Genomic DNA, 21,812 nt, shown 5'->3' with positions numbered 1-21,812 from the left:
CGCCTCACCTCCGTGCCCTTGGCTGCCAGCAGGCTAGTGCACAGGACGACGCGCGAGACGGTCGACAGCAGACCGGTCGAGCCCGGTGAGGGCTTCCACCTCGGCCTCGTCCGTGGCCCCGCACTCGAGCCCGCGGACCACGAAGTCGGACAGGGCGCGCGCGGTGGCGGGCTCGTCCATCACGCCGGAGTCCACCTGCGTCACGTAGTTCTTGAGCCGCTCGGCAGCGGACGGCAGGCCTTCACGGTAGAAGGCGTACGTGGCGAGGTACCGGCTCGGCAGCTGCGCGGGGTGGAGGTCCCAGCCCTGGTAGTACCCCCGCTCCAGGGACCGGCGGACGAGTCGCGCGTGCAGGCGCCAGGCGTCCTGGACCTGCTCCCGCGAGCCGACCGGGAGGATGTTGGTGGAGCCGTCGGAGAGCCTGACGCCCGTGCCCGCCGCCGCCACCTGCATGACGGCCTTGGCATGGTCGGCAGCCGGGTGCTCCATGGACTGGTAGGCGGCGGCGATCCCGCAGGACGCCGAGTAGTCGTACGTCCCGTAGTGCAGGGCGGTGCACCGCCCCTGGGACGCGTGCACCATCCGGGCGACCAGGGCGGTCCCGTCGGGTCCGCAGATGGCTTGAGGCGTCTCCACCTGGATCTCGAACCTCACCGCCCCCGGCGAGAGTCCCAGCCCCTCCTCTAGTCGGTCGCAGGCGACGCCCATGGCCTCTACCTGCTCGACGGAGGTCACCTTGGGCAGCGTGACGACGAAGCCGGCCGGCAACCGGCCGTCCCGCGTGACTGCCTCGACGAAGCGTGCCAGGGTGCGGATCCCCCGGGCGCGGGTCGGCGCCTCGAAGCTCTTGAACCTGATCCCGCTGAACGGGGTGCCGCTTCCGTGGTCGACGGACTCGAGGAGCGCGGCCGCCGCGGAGTCGACCGCGGCGTCCTCCTCGGCGTCGTCCCTCGTGCCATACCCGTCCTCGAAGTCGACCCGCAGGTCCTCCACGGGCTCGGCGGCAAGCTTGGTGCGCATCCGGTCGTGGACCTGCGCCACGAGATCGACCGGCAGCCCGAAGGCGTCCGCGAGGTCGACGTCCTTCCCGCCGAGCACAGAGACTGCGCCGAGAGCCTCGTCCCCCCAGCGTGGGACCAGCTGAGCGTCATACCGGTCCGCAGGCACATAGACGGTATGCACGGGCTGCCGGCCCGCGCCCTCCCCGGGGAAGCCGTGGGACAGGTCCGCATCCGCCTCCGCCAGCCGGGCGTCGAGCTCCGTCGTGAGCGCGCCCAGGTCGAGAGTCATGCGGGGCCCGCCACGGCGCCGGCACCGTGGTGCGCCGGGACCCCGGCGGCTGCCCGGACTGCGGCCGCCACCGCCGGCGCCACGTCCGGGTCGAACACGCTCGGCACGATGTAGCTGGCGTTGAGCTCGTCGGGGTGGACGCAGTCCGCTATCGCCGTGGCGGCGGCGATCATCATCTCGTCCGTGATGTCACTGACCGCGGCGTCCAGCAGGCCACGGAAGAACCCGGGGAAGGCGAGCACGTTGTTGATCTGGTTGGCGTAGTCCGAGCGCCCCGTCGCCACGACCGCGGCGTGTCTGCTGGCCGCCACCGGGTCCACCTCCGGGTCGGGGTTCGCCAGGGCGAACACGATGGCGTCGTCGGCCATGGTGGCGATGTCCTCGGCCGTCAGGAGGTCCGGAGCCGACACACCGACGAACACGTCGGCACCGCCGAGGACCTCCTGGAGCGTCCCGGTAGTACGGGAAGGGTTGGTGTGGCTGGCGATCCATCCGCGGAACTCGTCCCGATGCTCCGCGTCCGGGTCGAGGGCGCCGAAGCGGTCGCACCCGATGATGTCCGTCGCGCCCTGGGCGTCGAGCAGCCGGATGATGGCATGACCGGCCGCGCCGACGCCGGACACGACGATGCGGACGTCCTCGAACCTCTTCCCTACCACCCGTAGGGCGTTGGTGAGAGCGGCCATGACGACGATCGCCGTCCCGTGCTGGTCGTCATGGAAGACGGGGATGTCGAGCTCCGCCCGCAGGCGGGACTCGATCTCGAAGCAGCGGGGCGCGGAGATGTCCTCGAGGTTGACACCGCCGTAGACGGGGGCGAGGGCCTTGACGATGGAGATGATCTCCTCGGTGTCCTGGGTGTCGAGACAGACCGGCCAGGCGTCGACCCCGGCGAACTGCTTGAAGAGGGCGGCCTTGCCCTCCATGACCGGAAGCGCGGCGGCCGGACCGATGTTGCCCAGACCCAGTACGGCGGACCCGTCAGTCACGACGGCCACGGTGTTGCGCTTGATGGTCAGCCGACGCGCGTCGTCGGGGTTCTGCGCGATGGCGAGGCAGACGCGCGCCACGCCCGGCGTGTACGCGCGGGACAGGTCGTCGCGGTGCCGCAGGGGAACCTTCGGCACCACCTCCAGCTTCCCGCCGAGGTGCAGCAGGAAGGTCCGATCGCTCACCTTGCGCACCCGCACGCCCGGGATCGCCGCGATCTTGGCGGTGATCTCGTCGGCATGGTCGGCGTCCGACGCGTTGCAGGTGACGTCCACCACCAGGCTCTGCGCGCGCGACTCCACGACGTCCAGGGCCGTCAGGGCCCCGCCGGCACTGGCGACGGCGGCGGCCAGTGCTCCGGTCGTGTCCACCGCCGCAGGCGCCTCGGCACGAACGGTGATCGAGTATCCCGGGCTGGGAGCGGACATCATGGGCCTCCTAGACTTCCGTATGCCGGATATTAGATTCTGTTGAGCGGAACCCGTCAACCGGTTCCAGGGGGTGGACGAGCGGACCACGCCGCGTCGAGGCCACTCTGTCGCGCCGAAGGCCGCCTGGCCAGGCCTGCACGTCCGTCGGGCCTGCGGCAGCGTCAGACGCGTGACCGCCGCGACCGACGAGCCGCCACGAGCTTGCACCCTCGGCGTCCCCGGCTGTTCGCCCGCGCCCTGGCGCTGGCGCTCGTGCCGCTCACCCTCTTCGCGCGCCTCGTGCAGCGTCGCATCGTCCGCGGCTGGCTCCTCGTACCGCGCTCGCCCTCGCGGCGTGGGTGGGTCTGGTCCCTGCCTCGGGAGTCCACGTCACCGTTGCAGGCAGCCGGCATTCGGGTTCACCGTGTCGCTGCCCATCGGCGAGCGCGGCTACGCGGACGACCCATGTGGAGGAGCTGGAGGGACTGGACGGCCTGGAGAACAGCGACGTACGGGCGGTCGAGGGGCGATGCACTGTGTCGACTCGATAGGGTCGAGGGGCGGGAAGGCCCGCGCTACGGAGGTGACACGCCATGTCCACGACCAGGCAGCCCAGAGACCCGTCCACGGAGCGGACCCTCGGACAGCTGGTAGCTGACGCGACCAACGATGTGTCGACGATCGTGCGCAACGAGATCGCCCTCGCCAAGGCGGAGATCACCACCGAGGCGAAGACCGCCGGCAAGGGCGCCGCCATGTTCGCCGCCGCCGGCTTCGTGGGCCTGCTGGGGCTGATCTTCCTGTTCCACACCATCGCCCAGGTGATCGCGATCTGGCTCCCGCTGTGGGCCGGCTACTTGATCACCACAGCACTGCTGTTCCTCGTCGCGGCGGTCCTGGCCCTCGTGGGCCGCAGGAGCATGCAGAAGATGAAGGGGAAGCCCGAGCGCACGATCAAGAACGCGCAGGAGACCATCTCCACGCTGAAGTCCGGCTCCTGAGCCGGAGCGCGAGCGTCCGCGACGCCCTCACCGGCCCTTCGCCGCAGCTGCACTTCCCCACTCATGAGCCTTGATGCCTCGATGGTCCTGCTGGAGGGACCCTGGCAGCACCGCTTCGTGGCTGCCAACGGTGCCCGCTTCCATGTGGCCGAGCAGGGCGAAGGACCCGTCGTCCTCCTGCTGCACGGGTTTCCCCAGTTCTGGTGGGCCTGGCGTCACCAGATGAGCGCGCTCGCCGACGCCGGGTACCGCGCCGCGGCCATGGACCTGCGTGGGTATGGCGCGTCCGACAAGCCACCGCGCGGTTACGACACGTACACGTCGGCGGCCGACGTGGCGAGCGTCCTCCGGTCGCTCGGCGCCTCCAGCGCCGTGGTTGTCGGCCACGGATGGGGCGGCTGGATCGCCTGGAGCATGCCCACCCTGCAGCCCGCCGTCACCCGCGCTGTCGCGTCCCTGTCCATGCCCCATCCACTGGCGTTCCGGCGGGCGTCGTTCACGCGCCTGGGGCAGGTACGGGCGAACGCCTATCTGGGGGGACTACAGCGACCCTTCGTGCCCGAGCGCCAGATGCGCCTCGACGGCGGGTACGTCCAGCGGCTGCTGCGGGAGTGGGCCTCGTCGGAAGGCGTCTGGCCGTCACCTCAGGAGGCCCGCATCTACTCCGACGCCATGGCCCTGCCCTTCGTGGCGCACTCCTCCGCCGAGTACCACCGCTGGGTCGTCCGCAGCCAGCTCCGTCCCGACGGCTGGCGGTTCGCCGCGCGCCTGCGCACCCCGGTCGACGTGCCTGTCCTGCAGCTGCACGGCGAGCACGACGGCGCGGTGCTGCCCGCCACGGCAGCCGGCTCAGCGGCATACTGCCGGGGGCGTTTCGAGCGGCGGCTCATCGCCGGCGCGGGCCATTTTCTGCCGGAAGAGGCCCCCGAGCAGGTCAACGCCCTCCTGGTCGACTGGCTGGCGCGCCTCCCCGCTCCGGCATGACCTGATGCCCGATCGTCGGCTGGGTCGTGAGCCGGGCCGTCAAGTGGGTCGTGAGCCCGGTCGCCAGCTCGGCCGCCAGCTGGGTAGCCGGCTCGGTCGTCAGCCCGCTACGCACGCTCCGGTGTCGACTCCGGCGGAGGCGCTGGTCGCCGCGTCGAGGACGGGTCGCGCCTCCTGCATGGTCAGCGCGTAACCGGTGCTCGGGTCGTCGAGCGACTTTGCGAAGATCACCCCGACGACGCGGCCGTCGGTCGCGAGCAGCGGCCCCCCCGAATTGCCGGGTCGCACCTGCGCGTAGAGCGAGTACACCTGGCGGCTGGTGCCCGGGCGACCGTAGATGTCGGAACCGCGGGCCTGCACGATCTCGCGGACGCGGGCCGCGTCGAGCCGGTACGGACCGTCGAGGGGGAACCCGGCGACCACACCACTGTCGCCGCGGCTGAGGTCCTTGCCCTGCCGCAGCGGAGCGGCGGGAAGCCCTGGAACGGCGAGGACGGCCAGGTCTCGACGGGGGTCGAAGAGCACGACCTGTCCGGTGTACGACCGGCCGGTGCCGTGGACGCGCAAGGTGGCCCGCTCCATCCCCGCCACGACGTGGGCGTTCGTCACGACGCGCTCCGGCGCCACGACCCAGCCGCTGCCCTCCTGGCCACGGTTGCACGAGGACGCCACTCCCGTGATCTTGATGACCGACGCCGCCGCGTCCCGCACCCCCGCGCTCTGCGCGACGCCCGCGTCGGGTGGTGCCACGGGCGCGATCCGCTCGCTCTGGATGCCCTCGAAGACCCGAGGAAAGCCCTCCCGGTCCAGCACCTCCCGGAACCCGGCGAAGAGTCGCGACGTCTGCGGCGGCACGACGCGGTCGATGGCGCCCAGCACGCGGCTCTCGCCGATCGCCTTGGCGACCGGTGCAGGGGCGCCGCCGCGCAGGGCGCCCGCGATGAACCACACCAGTACCGCCGCCGAGGCGACGACCGCCACGGCACCGAGGGCGGCGTCGAACGCCTGGGCCGGCTTGATCCGCAGCCGCGAGCGCAGCCGAGCACCGAACGCCACGGCAGCCGCCTGACCGGCGGAGGCCACGACGAAGACCCCCGCGATGAGCACTACGGTGCGCAGCAGCGGCGAGGCCTCCAGGTCGGTCCACCGCTGGATGGCCAGAGGCAGCAGCCACATCGCGAGCGCGCCGCCGGACAGGAACCCGGCCAGCGACAGGACGCTCACCACGAGGCCCTGGCGGTAGCCGGTCACCGCGTAGCTGACAAAGAGCAGGATGAGCAGGTAGTCGAGGAAGGTCAGTCCAAGCACCATCAGGGCTGCGCCTCCGTGGCGGTCTGGGTGAAGGCGTCTCGCGGACCGCCCGGCCGGTACCGCGCGGGCAGCGGGCGCTCCCGGCTCCGGTCCCACGGGATGGTGAGGCCGCCGGAGTCGAGCACGGCAGACAGCAGCCCGGCGGTGAAGCCCCAGATGAACCATCCGTCGAGCTCGAAGCCCGGGCCGACATACCCGCTGGGGTGGGTGACCGTGAAACGCGCTGCGGGGTCGAGCAGCCGCGACACGGGCACTCGCAGCGCTCGGTGGACCTCCGCCGGGTCGATGGAGTCGACGTGGCCGTGCTCGCGCCACCAGGCGAGGACCGGGGTGACTCGGAACTGGCGCGGACGCAGATGGACCTCGGGCAGCTCGGCCACAACCTCCACCGAGGCCGGGTCGATGCCGACCTCCTCCTGGGCCTCGCGCAGGGCCGCGGCGGCGTCCGACGGGTCGTCCGGCTCCCGCTTTCCTCCAGGGAACGAGATGTCACCGGGTTGCGTGCGCAGGCTGTGGGCGCGCTCGGTCAGCACGACGTCCTCGCCACCACCAGGGGCCGGACCGAACAGGATCAGCACGCTCGACCGCCGGCCGCCGCCCGCAGGCGGGGCGAACTGGGCGAAGAAGCCCTCCTCTGCCCTGAGGATCTCCTCCCGTGCGCGATCGAGCCACGCGGGACGGGAGTCGGTCACGATGCAGTGGCTCCGGAGGTCGGGGTGGCGGTGATGCCGGCGGGTGCGGCGTACGGGTTCGCGGCGCCCGGTGCCAGCTCGTACTTGAGAAGTGTGACCGCTTTGTCCGGATCCGTCTCGCCCACGCCATATGACGGACACCACCGAGCGACGGGGCAGGCGCCGCAGGCCGGCCGCTTGGCGTGACAGGTACGACGGCCGTGGAAGATGAGGACGTGCGACAGCATGGTCCAGTCCTTCCTGGGGATCAGGCGGCGCACCACCTCCTCGACCTTGACCGGGTCCTCCTCAGCCGTCCACCCGAACCGGCGCACCAGGCGGCCGAAGTGGGTGTCCACGGTGATACCCGGTACGCCGAAGGCGTTGCCGAGCACGACGTTCGCCGTCTTGCGACCCACCCCTGGCAACGTCACGAGGTCCTTCATGCGCCCGGGCACCTCCCCGTCGAACCGTTCCACCAGCGCAGCGCCGAGGCTGATCACCGCGTTCGTCTTGGCCCGGAAGAAGCCCGTCGGTTTGAGCAGGGCCTCGAGCTCCTCGCGGTCCGCGGCCGCGAGCGCGGCAGCGTCGGGGTAGCGGGCGAACAACTCCGGAGTCACCTTGTTGACCATCACGTCGGTGGTCTGGGCCGAGAGCACGGTGGCCACGAGAAGCTGCAGGGGGCTCTCGAAGTCCAGCTCGCAGTGGGCGTACGGGTAGTGCTCGTGCAGGACGCGGTACATCCGTCGAGCCCGCCTCGTCAGGGCGACCGGGGACTCCTCGCGGACAGTGGCGGACATCCCACCAGCCTACGGGCCGGGCCTGACGGCGACGTGGCACACTGTCGCCGTGGATCCCGACGTGGTGAGAAGAGCCCCGCTGTTCGCCGCCCTCGACGACGAGGCGTCGGCCACCCTCATGCAGTCCATGACGCAGACGCGGCTCGAGCGCGGTGACGTGCTGTTCCACGAGGGCGACCAAGGTGACCGGCTCTACGTCATCCGCGAAGGCAAGATCAAGCTGGGTCGGCGCAGCAACGACGGCCGGGAGAACCTCGTCGCCATCCTCGGTCCCGGCGAGATGTTCGGGGAGCTCAGCCTGTTCGACCCCGGCCCGCGCACCATGACGGCGACGGCGGTGGCGGAGACGCAGCTGCTCGGAGTCGGCAACGAGGACCTCAACGGGTTGCTGAACGGTCGTCCCGGCGTCGCGAAGGTCCTTCTCGCCGCGCTGGCGCAACGCCTGCGCCGCACCAACGAGAACCTCGCCGACCTGGTGTTCACCGACGTGCCGGGCCGGGTGGCCAAGGCCCTCCTGGACCTCTCGGCCCGTTTCGGGCGTCCGGTGGAGGACGGCGTCATGGTCGCGCACGACCTCACCCAGGAGGAGCTCGCCCAGCTCGTGGGCGCCTCGCGCGAGACCGTCAACAAGGCGCTCGCCGACTTCGCGACCCGCGGCTGGCTCCGGCTGGAAGCCCGTGCGGTCCTACTGCTCGACGTCGACCGCCTCAAGCGTCGCGCCCGCTGAACGACCCCCATACCTGGTCCGACTGGACTCACGTCCCCCGACTGGACTCACGTCTTCCGACTGAACTCACGTTTTTGTGAATGTCGGGGGCTGCAGCAGCTCGACACTCACAAAATCGTGAGTCCGGTCGGGGAAGCCGGCTTCGGCTCAGGGGTGCGTCCGCAGGTACTCCAGCTGTGCTGCCACGCTCTGGGCGGCGGCGGGCCAGACGTCTCTCGGCACCGCGGCATACACCCTCTCCACCACCTGCTGCACCGACTCCGCGCCGTCCGCCACCGCCTGACGGACCTGCTCCAGCCGCTCCCGGCGATGCACCCGGTAGAACTCGACCATGGCCCTGGCGTCCGGCACCACCGGCCCGTGCCCAGGCAGGATCGCCGTCACGTCACCATCCCCGGTGAGGTCGGCCAGCCGTTCCAGGGACTCCAGGTATGCGGCGAGCTCGCCGTCCGGGTGGGCCACGACCGTGGTGCCGCGGCCGAGCACCATGTCCCCGGTGAGGAGCGCGTGGTCGGCCGGGAGCGCGAAGGAGAGGGAGTCCTTCGTATGGCCGGGGGTGCCGACGACGCGAAGCTCCAGACCCGCGGCGGTGACGACGTCGCCATCCGTCAGGTCGTCGTGTCCGCGCCCGACCGCTCGGGTCGGAGCCCCGGTCAGCTCGGCGAAGCGCTCGGCCCCTTCGGCGTGGTCGGCGTGGCCGTGCGTCAGGATCGTCTGGGCGACCCGTGCGCCCCGCTGCGTCACGCTGCCCAGGAGGGCCTGCAGATGCGACTCGTCGAGCGGCCCCGGGTCGATGACGATGGCCTCTGCGGCCTCCGGCTCCAGCAGGACCCAGGAGTTGGTCCCGTCGAGCGTCATCGGGCCCGGGTTGGGGCACAGGACGCACCGTGCGCGGGGCGTCACCTGTCCCCCGTGCCACTCGCCGAGGCCCGCGGAGGGTTCCGGCGGCTGCGACGGCTCAGTGCCGCTGCTGGTCATCGGGGCAGCTCCGCGCGCATGAAGAGGCCCTCTGCCGTCTGGACCAGCTCCGGCTGCACCCTGCGGACGACCGGCTGCTCCGCGATGAAGGACGCGGCGCTCGAGGCGGCGGCGACCTCCTCCACCGCCACGACGGTCGGGGGCAGCATCAGGGCGCTGCCGGCGCGCCAGGCGTCCAGCAGCTCGGCGGGCCTGACCCAGTCGGCGAGGTCGGCCTCCGTGGTGCGGTCGTCGGCCTGCTGCCCGACGGGCACGGCGGCGCTGAAGAAACGGGTGTCGTAGCGCCTGGCCTCGAACTCCGGGGTCACCCAGTGGGCGCGGTAGCCCAGCAGGTCCGAACGAAGCACGAGGTCGTGCTCCTTGAGCACCTGGCACAGGGACACCTCACGGGCCAGCAGCCGCCGGCGCTGTTCATGCCAGTGGTGCCCTGTCACGTCGTCGATCACAGTGTGGTCGTCCGGCCCGGCCAGCAGGACGCCGCACTCCTCGAAGACCTCGCGGACCGCGGCGGAGACGAGCTCGCGGGCTCTTGGCTCCGGCGAGCCGAGCACGGCCGCCCAGTGTGCCGGGCTCGGTCCGGCCCAGGGCACGGCCGGGTCCGCGTCCCGGGGGTCGACCCCTCCGCCGGGAAACACCATCATCCGGGGGGCAAAGGCCATGGAGGCCACCCGGCGCAGCATGAAAACCTCGACCCCCGCCTCGCCGTCACGCACGAACATGACTGTGGCCGCCGCTTTCGGGCTCACGGGAAGGCGCCGGTCTGCCGCCTGACCGGCCGCCTGACCGGCCGCCTGACCGGCCGCCTGCTCGGTGGCCGCACCGGCCTCACCCGAGAGACGACCCAGCCACGCCTCCGCGCGCGACCGCAGCGACGGCGAGTCCGCGAGGGGGAAGTCGCGGCTCACCACGCCCCCGGCCCGGCTCACTCTTCCGTGAGCGCGACGACGATCTCCACCTCGACCGGTGCGTCGAGAGGAAGCACGGCGACACCGACGGCGGACCGCGCGTGGATGCCCGCGTCGCCGAAGACCTTCCCCAGCAGCTCGCTGGCACCGTTGATGACGCCGGGCTGTCCGGTGAAGGACGGGTCGGACGCCACGAAGCCGACGACCTTGACGACCTGCGCGACCTGGTCCAGGTCACCGACGATGGACTTGACGGCAGCGATGGCGTTGAGCGCGCACACCTCGGCGAGCTTCTTGGCGTCCTCGGCGGGGACCAGCCCGTGGCCGTCCCCCACCTTGCCGGTCTGCACCAGCTCACCCGACACCATGGGCAGCTGCCCCGACGTGTAGATCCGGCGGCCGTCCTGGACGGCGGGCACGTAGGCGGCCACGGGCTTGGTGACCTCGGGGACGCTCAGCCCCAGCTCGGCGAGACGGTCTTCGACGGCGCTCATGGTCAGGCTCTCTCCCGCTTCAGGTAGGCGACCAGTCCGCCGCCGTCCGGCCCGGTGAGGACCTGCACCAGCTCCCAGCCGTCCTCGCCCCACTGGTCCAGGATCTGCTTGGTGGCGTGGACGATGAGCGGCACCGTCGCGTACTCCCATTTCTGCATGCCCGGCAGCCTAGCCCCGCGGCGGTCGCTTCCCGTATCGGGCCGCATGCGGACCTCCCGCGGACCAGACGAGGAAGGGTCGGCGACGTCGGCACGGCGAGCGCGGCGCCGCCCGACCGGCAAGGATGGCGCCCATGGCCCGCGACCCCATCGACGTCCTCGACGAGCGGGCCGAGCCGCCCACCCGCACCACGGCATACGGCCAGGACCCCGCGCAGGTGTACGACGTCCGCCTGCCTGCGCGCCCGACCAGGCAGGTGGCGGTCGTCGTCGTCCACGGCGGCTTCTGGCGGGCCGGCTACGACCGTGGCCACGCGAGCCGCCAGGCGCAGGCGTTCGCGGACGCGGGCTACGTCACCGCGTCGGTGGAGTACCGCCGTCGCGGCATGTCCGGCGGAGGCTGGCCGGGAACGGCGCAGGACGTCGAAGCTGCCGTCGCCACCGTCAGGCGTGACCCCGACCTGGCCCGTCCTGCGGTGCTGGTCGGCCACTCCGCCGGCGGCCAGCTCGTCGCCTGGGCGGCGGCCCAGCCCTGGGCACACGGGCTGCGGGGCGTCGTGAGCCTGGCCGGGGTCCTCGACCTCGCGCACGGTCATCGCCTGCAGGTGGGTGATGACGCGGTTGCCGGCTTCCTGGGCGGGGGCCCGGCCGAGGTGCCTGATGCCTATGCCGCGGCCGACCCCGCGGCGGTCGCCCCGAACGTCCCCGTCCTGGCGCTGCACGCGCCGGACGACGACGTGGTGCCGTTCGAGCTGAGCGAGCGGTACGCGGCAGCTCACCACGGTCCCGCGGTGCGCCTCCTACCCGTGGACAGTGGTGGGCACTACGGGCTGATCGACCCCGAGCACCCGGCCTTCGCGCAGGTGCTCGCGGCTGTCGACCTCCTCGCCTCCTAGGCTGGGGACCATGCCGGAGTCGCACCCCGACCTGTCCAAGGTCCGACTGCACGTGGTCACGGGCAAGGGCGGCACGGGTAAGACGACAGCCGCCGCGGCGGCGGCCACGGCTCTGGCCAGACAGGGCCGCCGGGTCCTGCTCGCCGAGGTGGAGGGCCGACAGGGAATCTCCCAGACCTTCGACGTGGCTCCGCTGGGGCATACCGAGACGCGGATCCTGCACCACCGCGCGGGGGGCGAGCTCTGGGCCATGTCCGTCGACGCCAAGGACTCCCTCTTCGACTACCTCCAGAAGTTCTACAAGGCCGGTCGGACGCGGGCGATCCTCGAGAGGTTCGGCGCGGTGGACTTCGCCACCACCATCGCCCCCGGCGTGCGAGACGTGCTGCTCATCGGCAAGATCTACGAGGCCGTCGGGCGCCGGGCGAAGAACGGCCAGGCCGTGTACGACGCGGTGGTCCTCGACGCTCCACCGACGGGGCGGGTCGTCCGGTTCCTCAACGTCAACGCAGAGGTCGCGGACGTGGCCAAGGTGGGCCCGATCCGCAGCCAGGCGGACTCCATCACGCGGATGCTGCGCAGCCACACCACCGCCGTCCACGTGGTGACCCTGCTGGAGGAGATGCCGGTGCAGGAGACCGTCGACGCCCTCGGTGAGCTGCGGCGCGCCGGACTCCCCGTGGGGGCCATCGTCGTGAACCAGGTCCGCGAGCCGCTGCTGTCCGACAAGGCGATGCGGTCGGTCACGGCGGCCCGCACCGCCAGGCTGGCCGAACGGGTTGCCGCCGACCTCGCGGCCGTGGGAGTGCGGGGGTCCGAGGAGGTGGCGGCGGGGCTCATCGCCGACGGCGCACAGCACGCGGACCGCGTCGAGCTCGAGCGAGAGCAGGAGGCCATCCTGGCCACCCAGGGACGGCTCACCGTGCGGCTGCCCTGGTTGCCGGAGGGTACCGAGGGCGGCGGGATCTCCCTGCTCGCCGACGCGGCGGCCGGGCAGGGGCTGGTCTGAGTGGCGCCCCCGTCCGACTCACAGGTCCTCGACCTCGCCCGCCTGCTCGAGGATCCCCAGACCCGCATCATCGTCTGCTGCGGCGCGGGAGGGGTGGGCAAGACGACGACCGCTGCTGCACTCGGCGTGTGGGCGGCCGAGCACGGCCGCAGGGCAGTGGTGCTGACCATCGACCCCGCCCGCCGGCTGGCGCAGTCGCTCGGACTGACGGAGCTCGACAACATCCCTCGGCCCGTGGCGGGCATCGACACCACGGCCGGCGGCTCGCTGGACGCCATGATGCTCGACATGAAGCGCACCTTCGACGAGGTGGTGGAGCAGCATGCGGCCCCGGACAAGGCGGCCCAGATCCTGGCCAACCCGTTCTACCAGGCAGTGTCCAGCTCCTTCGCCGGGACGCAGGAGTACATGGCCATGGAGAAGCTGGGCCAGCTGCGGACCGAGGCCGCCCGCGACGGGCGCTGGGACCTCATCGTCGTCGACACGCCCCCGTCGCGGTCGGCGCTGGACTTCCTCGACGCGCCGAAGCGGCTGGGGTCCTTCCTCGACGGTCGCTTCATCCGGCTGCTCGCCGCGCCGGCCAAGGCAGGGGGCCGCGCCGGCCTCAAGGTGCTCAACGTGGGCGTGGGCGTCGTCACCAGCACGCTGTCCAAGGTCCTGGGGGGCCAGCTGCTGCAGGACGTCCAGACGTTCGTCGCCGCCCTCGACACGATGTTCGGGGGGTTCCGGGAGCGCGCGGACCAGACGTACGCGCTGCTGAAGGACTCCGAGACCGCCTTCGTCGTGGTGGCTGCGCCAGAGCGGGACGCCCTTCGGGAGGCGTCGTACTTCGCGGGCCGGCTCGACGAGGAGGAGATGCCGCTGGCAGGCCTCGTGGTGAACCGGATCCAGCGGGTGGCCGCTCCTTCGCTCAGCGCGGCGCGAGCCGTCGCGGCGGCGGACGAGCTCGCCGACCGCGACGGCTCCGCGTCGGGCGCGACCACGCAGGCGCTACTGCGTCTGCACGCGACCCTGGCCGAGACCGCAGTGCGTCAGCAGCGGCTGACGGCGGGCTTCGCGGCGGGCCACCCCGGCATACCGATGGTGGAGGTGCCGGCCTCCGCCCAGGACATTCACGATCTTGCCGGTCTCAGGGAGGTCGCGTCAGCCCTGACGACGCGAGAGCCGGCTGCCCTCAGGAGGTGAGGGACGCCGGCTCGTCGAACCTGATGTCGTCGGGGATGTGTGGTCGGACGAGGTGCTGCGAGCGGCAGGTGTCAGGCACTCTCCACCGAGGACTGCGCCCGAGCCTGGGCGAAGAGCGAGGCCCAGGACGTGATGTTGGGCCGACGCTTGAGCAGCGCCCGACGCTCGCGCTCGGTCATCCCACCCCAGACGCCGAACTCGGTACGGTTGTCCAGGGCGTCGGCGAGGCACTCGGCTATCACCGGACACCGTTGGCACACCACCTTGGCGGTCTGCTGAGCGGCCCCTTGGACGAACAGGGCATCTGGGTCACTGGTGGAGCACGCACCGAGCGGAGCCCAGTCCTCCACCCATGCGGCACCGGCCGTGGCGGTCGGTCTAGCTGGCGCGATGGTCATTTCGTGGCCTCCAGATGTTGCTGGTGAAGCGTCGCGGCTTGCGTCTTATGTCCGTATCTACGTCTGGAAACGATAGGAACTGCAAGCACTGGGACGACATGGCCCATTCGTGTAGTTCTGCGATGACCAAACGGACTAGTCACGACGGGCCACTCCTTCCGTGCCTTGTGACTAGTCACCTCAGCCGGGAAGAAGTCGCTGGTCAGAGGCCCGCCCGCGCGCGGCGACCGGGTGCCACACCGCCGCCGGTTACCCTTGGGGCATGAACGGACGCGCCACGAACGTCGGTAACGTCGTCAGTCTGCTCGGGGCTTTCGTCGCCACGGCGATGGTCATGGGGCTGCTGGCCGCCGGTTTGCTGATCCCTGCGGTCGGGGCAACGGGCGCGGCAGCGACGTCTGGCGTGAAGATGTTCGACGACCTGCCCGGTGAGTTCACCGCCTCCCCGCTGTCCCAGCAGTCGAGGATCGTGGACGCCAAGGGCCGGGTCCTGGCGACGCCCCAGGAGGAGAACCGCATCATCGTGAACCTCAAGGACGTCGCGCCGATCATGCAGAAGGCGCAGATCGCCATCGAGGACAGCCGCTTCTACGAGCACGGCGGCGTGGACCCCCGAGGCATCCTGCGGGCCGCCGTCTCCAACGCCCAGGGCGGGGGAACGCAGGGCGCGTCGACGCTCACCCAGCAGTACGTGAAGCTGACCTTGCAGGAGAACGCCCTGCGGAACAACGACAAGGAGGCCGCGGACGCTGCGGTGGCGGTCAGCGCCTCCCGCAAGATCCAGGAGATCAAGTACGCGGTCACCCTGGAGAAGGAGATGACCAAGGACCAGATCCTGCAGGGCTACCTCAACCTGGCGTACTACGGCGACCTCGCCTACGGCATCGAGGCCGCCTCCCAGCACTACTTCTCGACCAGCGCCAAGAAGCTCAACCTCACGCAGGCAGCCCTGCTCGCCGGCCTCGTCCAGAACCCCAGCAAGACCGACCCGGTGCACAACCCCACGAAGGCCCAGGCCCGCCGGAACGTCGTGCTCGACCGCATGTACGACCTCGGGATCATCACGGCCAAGCAGCTCAAGTCCGCCAAGGCGGTCCCGGTCCGGAAGATGCTGAAGGTCAAGAACCCGCTGAGCAACTGCGCCGCCTCCTCGGAGCAGTACTTCTGCAACTACGTGATGGCTTACCTCAAGACCATGCCCGAGCTCGGCAAGAGCGTGCCGGAGCGGATCAAGAACGTCACCCAGGGGGGCCTCACGATCCAGACCACCCTCAACCCCGACATCCAGAACACCGCCAAGCGACAGCTGACGCAGCGCGTGCCGATCGGCAACAGTGAGGGCATCGGTGCGGCTGTCAGCATCGTGGAGCCGGGCACGGGCCGCGTGCTCGCGATGGCTCAGAACACGACGTACACCACCGGCAAGGGCAGCGAGAAGAAGGGCCTGACGCAGGTCAACTGGAACGTGGACCGACAGTACGGCGGCGAGAACGGCTTCCAGTTCGGGTCCACGGCCAAGATGTATGCGATCGTCACAGCTCTGCAGAAGGGCATCCCGATCAACGGCAGCATCCCCTCCAAGTTCGCCACGACGAAGCAGCCGGCGGTATACACCCCGAAGGAGCAGGGTCGCTGCGGAGACCTGAAGAACTGGGAGGTCCGCAACGACGAGGCCATCGGGGGTCACCCGATCCCGTTCAAGACGGCCACGGCGAAGTCCGTGAACACTGCGTTCGCGTCGCTCGTGCTGCATCTCGGTGTGCCGAACGTCCAGAAGACCATGACGACGATGGGCCTTCACACGGGTAGCGGGGCCCCGATCACGTGTGGTCCCGCCTCGGTCACCCTGGGCGCCAGCACCACCACGCCCCTGACGCTGGCCTCCTCGTACGCGACTCTCGCGGCGAACGGGAAGTACTGCGCCCCCAACCCCATCCTGTCGATCACCACGAACAACAAGAAGCAGGTGAAGCTGCGGCCGGCCGCCTGCAAGCAGGTCATCGACGCCGACATCGCCAAGGGCGCCACCAACCTGCTCACCAACGTCATCAAGAGCGGAACAGGGCGGGCCGCCTCCCTGGGCTCACGCCCCGCGGCTGGCAAGACGGGAACCACCGACAACCACTACCAGTCCTGGTTCGTGGGGTACACGCCCCAGCTGGCGACGGCCGTCTGGGTGGGTACGCCGTACAAGCAGTTCCGGATGAAGAACGTCCGCCTGGCCGGGACGTACTACGGCGAGGTCTTCGGTGGGACGATCTCCGCGCCGATCTGGCACGCGATCATGCAGGGAGCCTCGGAGGGCATGCCGATCCGCAGCTTCGACGACCCGAGCGACAAGCTGCTCAACGGCGACAGGATCTCGATCCCCTACGTGAGCGGGATGTCGGTCAGCCAGGCGAAGGCCGTGCTCCAGGACGCCGGGTTCTCCGCACAGGTCGCAGGCCAGACCTACAGCAACCTCTCGCCAGGCGTCGTCGTCTACACCGACCCCAGCGGCACGGCCATGCGGGGCGAGACCATCAGCCTCTACACCTCGACCGGCTACGTTCCGACAGCCCAGCAGGCGCCGCGACAGAGGGTGGCGAGCAACTACCAAGCCCGGCAGTCCTCCCAGCCGACGCCGTCGAAGACCAAGAAGCCCAAGGGCCACAAGTAGCGCAGACGGCGGCCCGGAGGCCGGGCAGGTGGTTCAGGTCCCGCTGAGCGCGGACTTGACGGCGGCGGCCACGCGGCCGCCGTCCGCGCGGCCTGCCACTGCCGCCTGCGCCACCTTCATGACCTGGCCGAGCTGGGGCAGGCCGGTGGCGCCGGTCTGCTCGACGGCGGTCGCGACGATCCCCTCCAGCTCCTCGTCGGACAGCTGCGCTGGCAGGTAGGCCTCGAGGACAGCCAGCTCGGCGTCCTCCTTCGCGGCGAGCTCCGGTCGGCCCGCGCCGACGTACGCGGTGGACGCCTCCTTGCGCTTCTTGGCCTCCTTGGCGAGCACCTTGAGGACCTCGTCATCAGTGAGCTCGCGTGCCTGCTTGCCGGCGACCTCCTCGTTGGAGATGGCCGCAAGCACCATGCGCAACGTGCCTGAGCGGACCTGGTCCCGCTGACGGATGGCGGAGGTGAGGTCGCTCTGGACGGTGGCCTTGAGGCTCTGTGCGGTCATGGGGCGAATCCTCTCAGGCGCGGCAAGGACCGCCCCAACCCCTCCGGCCGGACCGCACGTCGGCCCGGCTCGGGGACTTTGCGAGGATGTCCGCGATGAACACGACGCTGAGGTGGCTCACAGGTCTGGCGACGGCCGGGGTCGGCTATGCGGGCTTGGTGGAGCGGAACTGGTACGCGCTGCGGCGCTTCACGGTGCCGATCCTCCCCCGCGGGTCCCGGACCTTGCGTGTGCTCCAGATCTCCGACCTGCACCTCGTCCCGAACCAGCGGCGCAAGATCGAGTGGGTACGTAGCCTGGCCGAGCTGTCTCCGGACCTCGTGGTCAACACGGGGGACAACCTCGCCGCCGTCGACGCCGTAGCCCCGGCCCTGCGGGCGATGGAGCCGCTCTTCGGGAGCCCCGGCGTCTTCGTCATGGGCTCCAACGACTACTTCGGGCCGACGCCCAAGAACCCGGCGCGCTATCTCACCCGGCGCCATGCCGAAGCACCGCCGGGACGGGTGCGGCTGCCGGTCGAGGACCTTCGCGCCGGAATGCTCGCCGGCGGTTGGCGCGACCTGGACAACGTCCGCACGGCGATGACGGTGGGCGGGGTGCCGCTGGAGCTGGTCGGCACCGATGACGCCCACATCGGCCGCGACCGGTATGCCGTGGTGTCCGCCAGGCCCTCGACCGAGGCAGCCCTCACGGTGGGAGTCACCCACGCTCCGTACCGTCGGGTACTCGACCCGATGGCCGCCGACGGCGCCCGCCTGATCATCGCGGGGCACACCCACGGCGGACAGCTCGCCCTGCCGTTCTACGGGGCGTTGGTGACCAACTGCGACCTGCCGACCTCCAGGGCCAAAGGCCTGTCGCGCTGGTGGCCGGGGGCCGGCTCCCAGCCGTCCTCGTACGCTCCTGCCGACGCCGCCTGGCTGCACGTCTCGGCCGGGCTGGGCACCTCGCCCTATGCGCCCGTGCGGTTCGCGTGCCGACCGGAGGCGACACTGCTGACCCTCACGGAGCGTGGCTGAGCCACTCTGCCGAGGTCGCGGCATACCGATTGGGAGCCCTTGCTCGCGGTGGGCTATCCTTCCTTGTCGCTGCCCGAGCGGGACGGATGCGGGCGGCGACTGCCACGGGGTGTGGCGCAGCTTGGTAGCGCGCTTCGTTCGGGACGAAGAGGCCGCAGGTTCAAATCCTGTCACCCCGACACATTCGCGCAGGTCAGGGGCCTGTGCGCCTAGTTCGTCGCGCTCGTTCGAGCCGGAAGTACCGCAATAGGCGTACAGCAGCCGACAGTTCTCGGAATAGATTTCGGGCCATCGCCACGCTTGGAACCCGGCCCCGAGCGCCCAGACCTCTTCGCTCACTGCGAAAGGCGGCCGCGCCATGCTGCACGAGATGTCGCACGCCATGGTGGTCACGGCACTTAGCCTGCGAGTTCGCGTCCGCCCGAAGATCGGAAGCTCGGTCACGCGACGGCAGCGGAGCCGGGCAAACGCGCCCTAGTCAGTTGCCCGCCGAGCGGCGTAACAGCACGGTCGAGCATCCTTGCCGAAGAGTGTGGACCAAGCGCCCGCTCACCCGGACCACCCGGTGACCATGCGAGGCGCTCGCGAGGGGGCACAAGAGGCGTTGGCGGCGCCGCACGGGAGCAAGAAGTCTCCTGGCGTGCGTCTCGCATGAGATTCCTAAGTTGGACACGCGGGTTGGATTCCCGTCACTGGCTCCACTTTGCGCAGGTCAGCAAGCTGAGCGCGCACGATCAGGAGCCCCGCGTACCGGTGCTCATGCCTCCAACCGGCGGAGCGTGCCGGCATACCTTCGTCATGACGTGGCCTCAACCACGACGTTCTCCAGCGGACGGCCTTGGCTTAAGCGCTCCAGCTGCTGGGCGATCAGCCTGCCGGCGCGGGGGGCGAATGCCGAGCTCATCCCACCGACGTGGGGTGTGATCAGGATGTTCGGCGCTGTCCACAGCGGATGATCCTCAGGAAGCGGTTCTGGCTCCACGACGTCGACCGCTGCGCTGAGCCGTCCCTTCTCCAGCTCGCTGACCAACGCCTGCGTGTCAACCAGCCTGCCGCGGGCAACATTGACCAAGAGGGCACCGTCGGGCAGCAGGGCGAGCTCGCGTGAGGAGATGAGCCCCTCGGTTTCGGGGGTGTGCGGCGCGATGACGATGGCGACGTCGGCCGTCGGGAGCAGCTCGTGCAGCTCGCTGATGGCGTGCACGTGCGGCGGCCCGGACCGTGCGGTGCGGGCGACCCTGGTGATGGAGGCCGGTTCGAAGCCTTGAAGCCGCTGCTCGATCGCGCGACCGACATTTCCGTACCCGATGATCAGCACCCTTCGGTCTGCCAACGAGGTTCCGAAACCCGGGCTCCAAGTTCTGGCTGACTGGTTCCTCGCGTGGTGGTCCAGCTCGCGGCCGCGGGCCAGGATGAGGCCGACAGCCAGCTCGGCTGTGCTCGCGTCGTGCACACCGGCTGCGTTGCAGAGTGTGACGCCGGCCGGCAGGTGGGGCAGGAACTGTTCGTACCCGGCGGTGAGGGTCTGCACGGCCGCGAGCTTGGGCATGTTTGCACAGGGCGCGAGCACCTCCGGGCCGCTCATGTACGGCAGGACGTAGAACGTGACGACGTCGATGGACTGCGGGTAGGGGCCACCGTGGTAGAGGTCGATGGTGATGCCCGGCGGGGGTGGTCCGACTAGGCGCAGCGCTTCTTGGGGATCGTTGTAAGGGAGCCACGCGGTGGGCACGGTTCGGCCTTTCCGTCTAGGGGGCGTGGGGTGGGGTGACGTCTGCGAGGCGGGGCATGGCCGACTGGGCGCCCGCAGCCGTGCACGCGAGTGCGGCGGCATGGTTGGCCTGCTCGAGAGCACTGGTCTCGTCGCGGCCCGCGGCCAGCGCTGCGCACAGTGCCCCCACGAACGTGTCACCGGCACCCGTTGTGTCGACAGCCACGACGTTGTCCCCGGGCACCCGCCACCGTCGCCCGCCAGGATGGGCGATGACGGCGCCCTCGGCCCCGAGGGTCATGACGATGATCACGGCGAGCTCCTGGGCCAGCTGCTCCGCCATGGACGCTGGCTCGTCTGGGCGCAGCTGCCTCTGGTGGCCAAGAGACTGCGCCTCGGTCTCGTTGACAACCAGGACGTCGACCGCGTCCAGAAGGTCGGACAGGTCCCCCATGGGCGCTGCGTTGAGGACGGTGCGGGCACCCCTTGCCTGCGCCGCCCGCAGGGCGTCGGCCACGACTGGCTGCGGCAGCTCGAGCTGGGTCACGACCAGGTCACCTCGTCGCACCTTCTCGGCCATGGCGGAGACATGCTTGGTGCCTACCGCGTGGTTGGCGCCGGGCACGACGACGATCGAGTTCTCGCCGACGTCGGTGACCGTCACCACTGCGAGGCCCGTGGAGGGGCATTCCTGGGTCACCATGGAGACGTCGACGCCGTTGGCCGCCAGGTTGTCGATTTGGCGCTGACCGTTGTCGTCGCTACCAACGGCGCCGATCATGGCGACGGCTGCCCCCATGCGCGCGGCCGCGACCGCCTGGTTGGCGCCCTTGCCGCCTGACACGTAGCTGACGTCGCGGCCCATCAACGTCTCCCCGGGGCGCGGGGTCACGGGCACACGGACCACCATGTCCGCATTGATCGACCCGAAGACAATGACGCTGCTCATGAGATGGGCATGAAGACGGTCAGGCCGCCGTCGACGACGATCTGCTGGCCGGTGATGTAGGACGCGTCGTCACTGGTGAGGAAGCGGATGGTGCGGGCAACCTCTTCGGGTCGGCCGACCCGTCCGAGCGGAATCCTCGCTCCAGCCTGGTCGAGGCCGGACCGGCCGAAGGAGTTCACTGAGTCCTGGGTTTGCGCCGTGTCGATCACTCCGGGGATGACGGAGTTGACGCGAATGCCGCGCGGGGCCAACTCGACCGCCAGGGCTCTGCACAGCCCGAGCACACCGGCCTTTGCCGCCGTGTAGTGCGCGTGGTTCGGCCATCCGTAGACCCCGCCGGAGATGGAGGACACCGCAACGAGCGCCCCGTGCCCGCTGATGCGCATCACACCGCTGCGGAACACCCGCATCACGCCGGTGAGGTCCACCGACATCAGGTCGTCCCAAGCGTCGTCCGTCAGGTCCGCCAGCGGATGCAGCCGAACCACGCCGGCGTTGGCCACGACGAAGTCGAGGCGACCCCATTGGTCGACCGCCCGCTGGACGAACCGGTCAACCTGGTTGGGGTCGCGGACGTCGACCTCGTGAACGACCGCGTCGCCTCCGGCCTGCCGCACCTGGTCGAGCACCTCCTCTGGATCGTGGGGGTCGGCCGGGTACGTGCCCACGACGACGTTGACGCCGCTTTGGGCGTAGGCGATGGCGAGCTGTGCACCGATGCCGCTGGCGGCACCGGTGACAACGGCGGTACGTCGTGTGTTCACGATGG

22 protein-coding genes and 1 tRNA gene are annotated in these 21,812 nt (G+C 70.5%); 9 read left to right on the top strand and 14 right to left on the bottom strand.

The window, feature by feature from the left end; genetic code table 11:
* Positions 1 to 33 precede the first annotated feature (33 nt).
* Complete coding sequence (locus PHA84_RS05820; protein WP_270887160.1) at positions 34 to 1,290, bottom strand: DUF6986 family protein; 1,257 nt, start codon at positions 1,288 to 1,290, stop codon at positions 34 to 36.
* A complete protein-coding gene (locus PHA84_RS05815; protein WP_270887159.1) occupies positions 1,287 to 2,708 on the bottom strand; it encodes an NAD-dependent malic enzyme in 1,422 nt (473 codons plus the stop codon). Before PHA84_RS05815 ends, PHA84_RS05820 begins: the two co-directional genes overlap by 4 nt.
* A 575-nt stretch (positions 2,709 to 3,283) precedes the next feature.
* On the opposite strand from PHA84_RS05815, the gene PHA84_RS05810 reads away from it, so the two are divergent.
* Together PHA84_RS05810 and PHA84_RS05805 are read left to right on the top strand one after the other, a co-directional pair.
* A complete protein-coding gene (locus PHA84_RS05810; protein WP_270887158.1) occupies positions 3,284 to 3,691 on the top strand; it encodes a phage holin family protein in 408 nt (135 codons plus the stop codon).
* A gap of 63 nt (positions 3,692 to 3,754) precedes the next feature.
* Positions 3,755 to 4,675, top strand: coding sequence for an alpha/beta fold hydrolase (locus PHA84_RS05805; protein ID WP_270887157.1), 921 nt, complete (start codon positions 3,755 to 3,757; stop codon positions 4,673 to 4,675).
* A gap of 99 nt (positions 4,676 to 4,774) precedes the next feature.
* Here the strand turns inward: PHA84_RS05805 and PHA84_RS05800 are convergent, their stop codons facing one another.
* Genes PHA84_RS05800 through nth form a run of 3 tightly spaced genes read right to left on the bottom strand, consistent with a single transcriptional unit; the run spans position 4,775 to position 7,457 of the window.
* Positions 4,775 to 5,986, bottom strand: coding sequence for a MarP family serine protease (locus tag PHA84_RS05800; protein ID WP_270887156.1), 1,212 nt, complete (start codon positions 5,984 to 5,986; stop codon positions 4,775 to 4,777).
* Positions 5,986 to 6,678: an NUDIX hydrolase gene (locus tag PHA84_RS05795; RefSeq protein ID WP_270887155.1), complete on the bottom strand. Its 693-nt coding sequence runs from the start codon at positions 6,676 to 6,678 to the stop codon at positions 5,986 to 5,988. Before PHA84_RS05795 ends, PHA84_RS05800 begins: the two co-directional genes overlap by 1 nt.
* Entirely contained in the window at positions 6,675 to 7,457 is a 783-nt protein-coding gene (gene nth, locus PHA84_RS05790; RefSeq protein WP_270887154.1) for an endonuclease III, read from the bottom strand. The genes PHA84_RS05795 and nth overlap by 4 nt, the downstream gene beginning before the upstream one ends.
* Before the next feature lie 49 nt (positions 7,458 to 7,506).
* Here nth and PHA84_RS05785 point away from each other — a divergent pair, with 49 nt between their 5' ends.
* Entirely contained in the window at positions 7,507 to 8,184 is a 678-nt protein-coding gene (locus tag PHA84_RS05785) for a Crp/Fnr family transcriptional regulator (RefSeq protein WP_270887153.1), read from the top strand.
* Between the two features lie 147 nt (positions 8,185 to 8,331).
* Here PHA84_RS05785 and PHA84_RS05780 read toward each other — a convergent pair whose 3' ends face one another.
* From PHA84_RS05780 to PHA84_RS05765, 4 genes are read right to left on the bottom strand one after another with little or no spacing between them, the layout of a single operon-like run.
* Positions 8,332 to 9,162 carry an MBL fold metallo-hydrolase gene (locus tag PHA84_RS05780; protein ID WP_270887152.1) on the bottom strand — a complete coding sequence of 277 codons (831 nt, stop codon included), beginning with the start codon at positions 9,160 to 9,162 and terminating at the stop codon, positions 8,332 to 8,334.
* Entirely contained in the window at positions 9,159 to 10,088 is a 930-nt protein-coding gene (locus PHA84_RS05775; protein ID WP_270887151.1) for an NUDIX hydrolase, read from the bottom strand. Before PHA84_RS05775 ends, PHA84_RS05780 begins: the two co-directional genes overlap by 4 nt.
* Positions 10,085 to 10,561: a RidA family protein gene (locus tag PHA84_RS05770; protein WP_270887150.1), complete on the bottom strand. Its 477-nt coding sequence runs from the start codon at positions 10,559 to 10,561 to the stop codon at positions 10,085 to 10,087. Before PHA84_RS05770 ends, PHA84_RS05775 begins: the two co-directional genes overlap by 4 nt.
* A 2-nt stretch (positions 10,562 to 10,563) precedes the next feature.
* Positions 10,564 to 10,719: a DUF4177 domain-containing protein gene (locus tag PHA84_RS05765; RefSeq protein WP_270887149.1), complete on the bottom strand. Its 156-nt coding sequence runs from the start codon at positions 10,717 to 10,719 to the stop codon at positions 10,564 to 10,566.
* A gap of 134 nt (positions 10,720 to 10,853) precedes the next feature.
* Between PHA84_RS05765 and PHA84_RS05760 the strand changes: the two genes are divergently transcribed.
* From PHA84_RS05760 to PHA84_RS05750, 3 genes are read left to right on the top strand one after another with little or no spacing between them, the layout of a single operon-like run.
* Positions 10,854 to 11,615, top strand: a complete 762-nt coding sequence (locus tag PHA84_RS05760) for an alpha/beta hydrolase family protein (RefSeq protein ID WP_270887148.1) — start codon at positions 10,854 to 10,856, stop codon at positions 11,613 to 11,615.
* A gap of 10 nt (positions 11,616 to 11,625) precedes the next feature.
* Positions 11,626 to 12,624, top strand: a complete 999-nt coding sequence (locus PHA84_RS05755) for an ArsA-related P-loop ATPase (RefSeq protein ID WP_270887147.1) — start codon at positions 11,626 to 11,628, stop codon at positions 12,622 to 12,624.
* The gene (locus PHA84_RS05750; RefSeq protein ID WP_270887146.1) at positions 12,625 to 13,809 is read left to right on the top strand and encodes an ArsA family ATPase; all 1,185 of its coding nucleotides are present in this window, start codon (positions 12,625 to 12,627) and stop codon (positions 13,807 to 13,809) included. It abuts the gene before it with no gap.
* A gap of 71 nt (positions 13,810 to 13,880) precedes the next feature.
* On the opposite strand, the gene PHA84_RS05745 is transcribed toward PHA84_RS05750, so the two are convergent.
* Positions 13,881 to 14,207 carry a WhiB family transcriptional regulator gene (locus tag PHA84_RS05745; RefSeq protein ID WP_270887145.1) on the bottom strand — a complete coding sequence of 109 codons (327 nt, stop codon included), beginning with the start codon at positions 14,205 to 14,207 and terminating at the stop codon, positions 13,881 to 13,883.
* 262 nt (positions 14,208 to 14,469) lie between these two features.
* Here PHA84_RS05745 and PHA84_RS05740 point away from each other — a divergent pair, with 262 nt between their 5' ends.
* On the top strand, positions 14,470 to 16,866 hold the full coding sequence (locus PHA84_RS05740; protein WP_270887144.1) for a penicillin-binding protein: 2,397 nt from the start codon (positions 14,470 to 14,472) through the stop codon (positions 16,864 to 16,866).
* Positions 16,867 to 16,899: 33 nt separating this feature from the next.
* Here PHA84_RS05740 and PHA84_RS05735 read toward each other — a convergent pair whose 3' ends face one another.
* Entirely contained in the window at positions 16,900 to 17,364 is a 465-nt protein-coding gene (locus PHA84_RS05735) for a GatB/YqeY domain-containing protein (protein WP_270887143.1), read from the bottom strand.
* 95 nt (positions 17,365 to 17,459) lie between these two features.
* Between PHA84_RS05735 and PHA84_RS05730 the strand changes: the two genes are divergently transcribed.
* Positions 17,460 to 18,383, top strand: coding sequence for a metallophosphoesterase (locus tag PHA84_RS05730; RefSeq protein WP_270887142.1), 924 nt, complete (start codon positions 17,460 to 17,462; stop codon positions 18,381 to 18,383).
* A gap of 105 nt (positions 18,384 to 18,488) precedes the next feature.
* Positions 18,489 to 18,562 (top strand) — tRNA-Pro (locus PHA84_RS05725).
* A 617-nt stretch (positions 18,563 to 19,179) separates the two neighbouring features.
* On the opposite strand, the gene PHA84_RS05720 is transcribed toward PHA84_RS05725, so the two are convergent.
* The 3 genes from PHA84_RS05720 to PHA84_RS05710 are packed head-to-tail and all read right to left on the bottom strand — an operon-like array spanning position 19,180 to position 21,807.
* Positions 19,180 to 20,115, bottom strand: a complete 936-nt coding sequence (locus PHA84_RS05720; protein WP_270887141.1) for a 2-hydroxyacid dehydrogenase — start codon at positions 20,113 to 20,115, stop codon at positions 19,180 to 19,182.
* A 16-nt stretch (positions 20,116 to 20,131) separates the two neighbouring features.
* Entirely contained in the window at positions 20,132 to 21,043 is a 912-nt protein-coding gene (locus PHA84_RS05715) for a ribokinase (RefSeq protein WP_270887140.1), read from the bottom strand.
* Positions 21,040 to 21,807, bottom strand: a complete 768-nt coding sequence (locus tag PHA84_RS05710) for an SDR family NAD(P)-dependent oxidoreductase (protein ID WP_333742225.1) — start codon at positions 21,805 to 21,807, stop codon at positions 21,040 to 21,042. Before PHA84_RS05710 ends, PHA84_RS05715 begins: the two co-directional genes overlap by 4 nt.
* Positions 21,808 to 21,812: the final 5 nt, after the last annotated feature.

Source organism: Pedococcus sp. 5OH_020 (assembly GCF_027812955.1).
In the GTDB taxonomy this organism is placed as follows: Bacteria; Actinomycetota; Actinomycetes; order Actinomycetales; family Dermatophilaceae; genus Pedococcus.
Note: the sequence above shows the minus strand (reverse complement) of the source record. Positions and strands in the feature narration are given on the sequence as shown.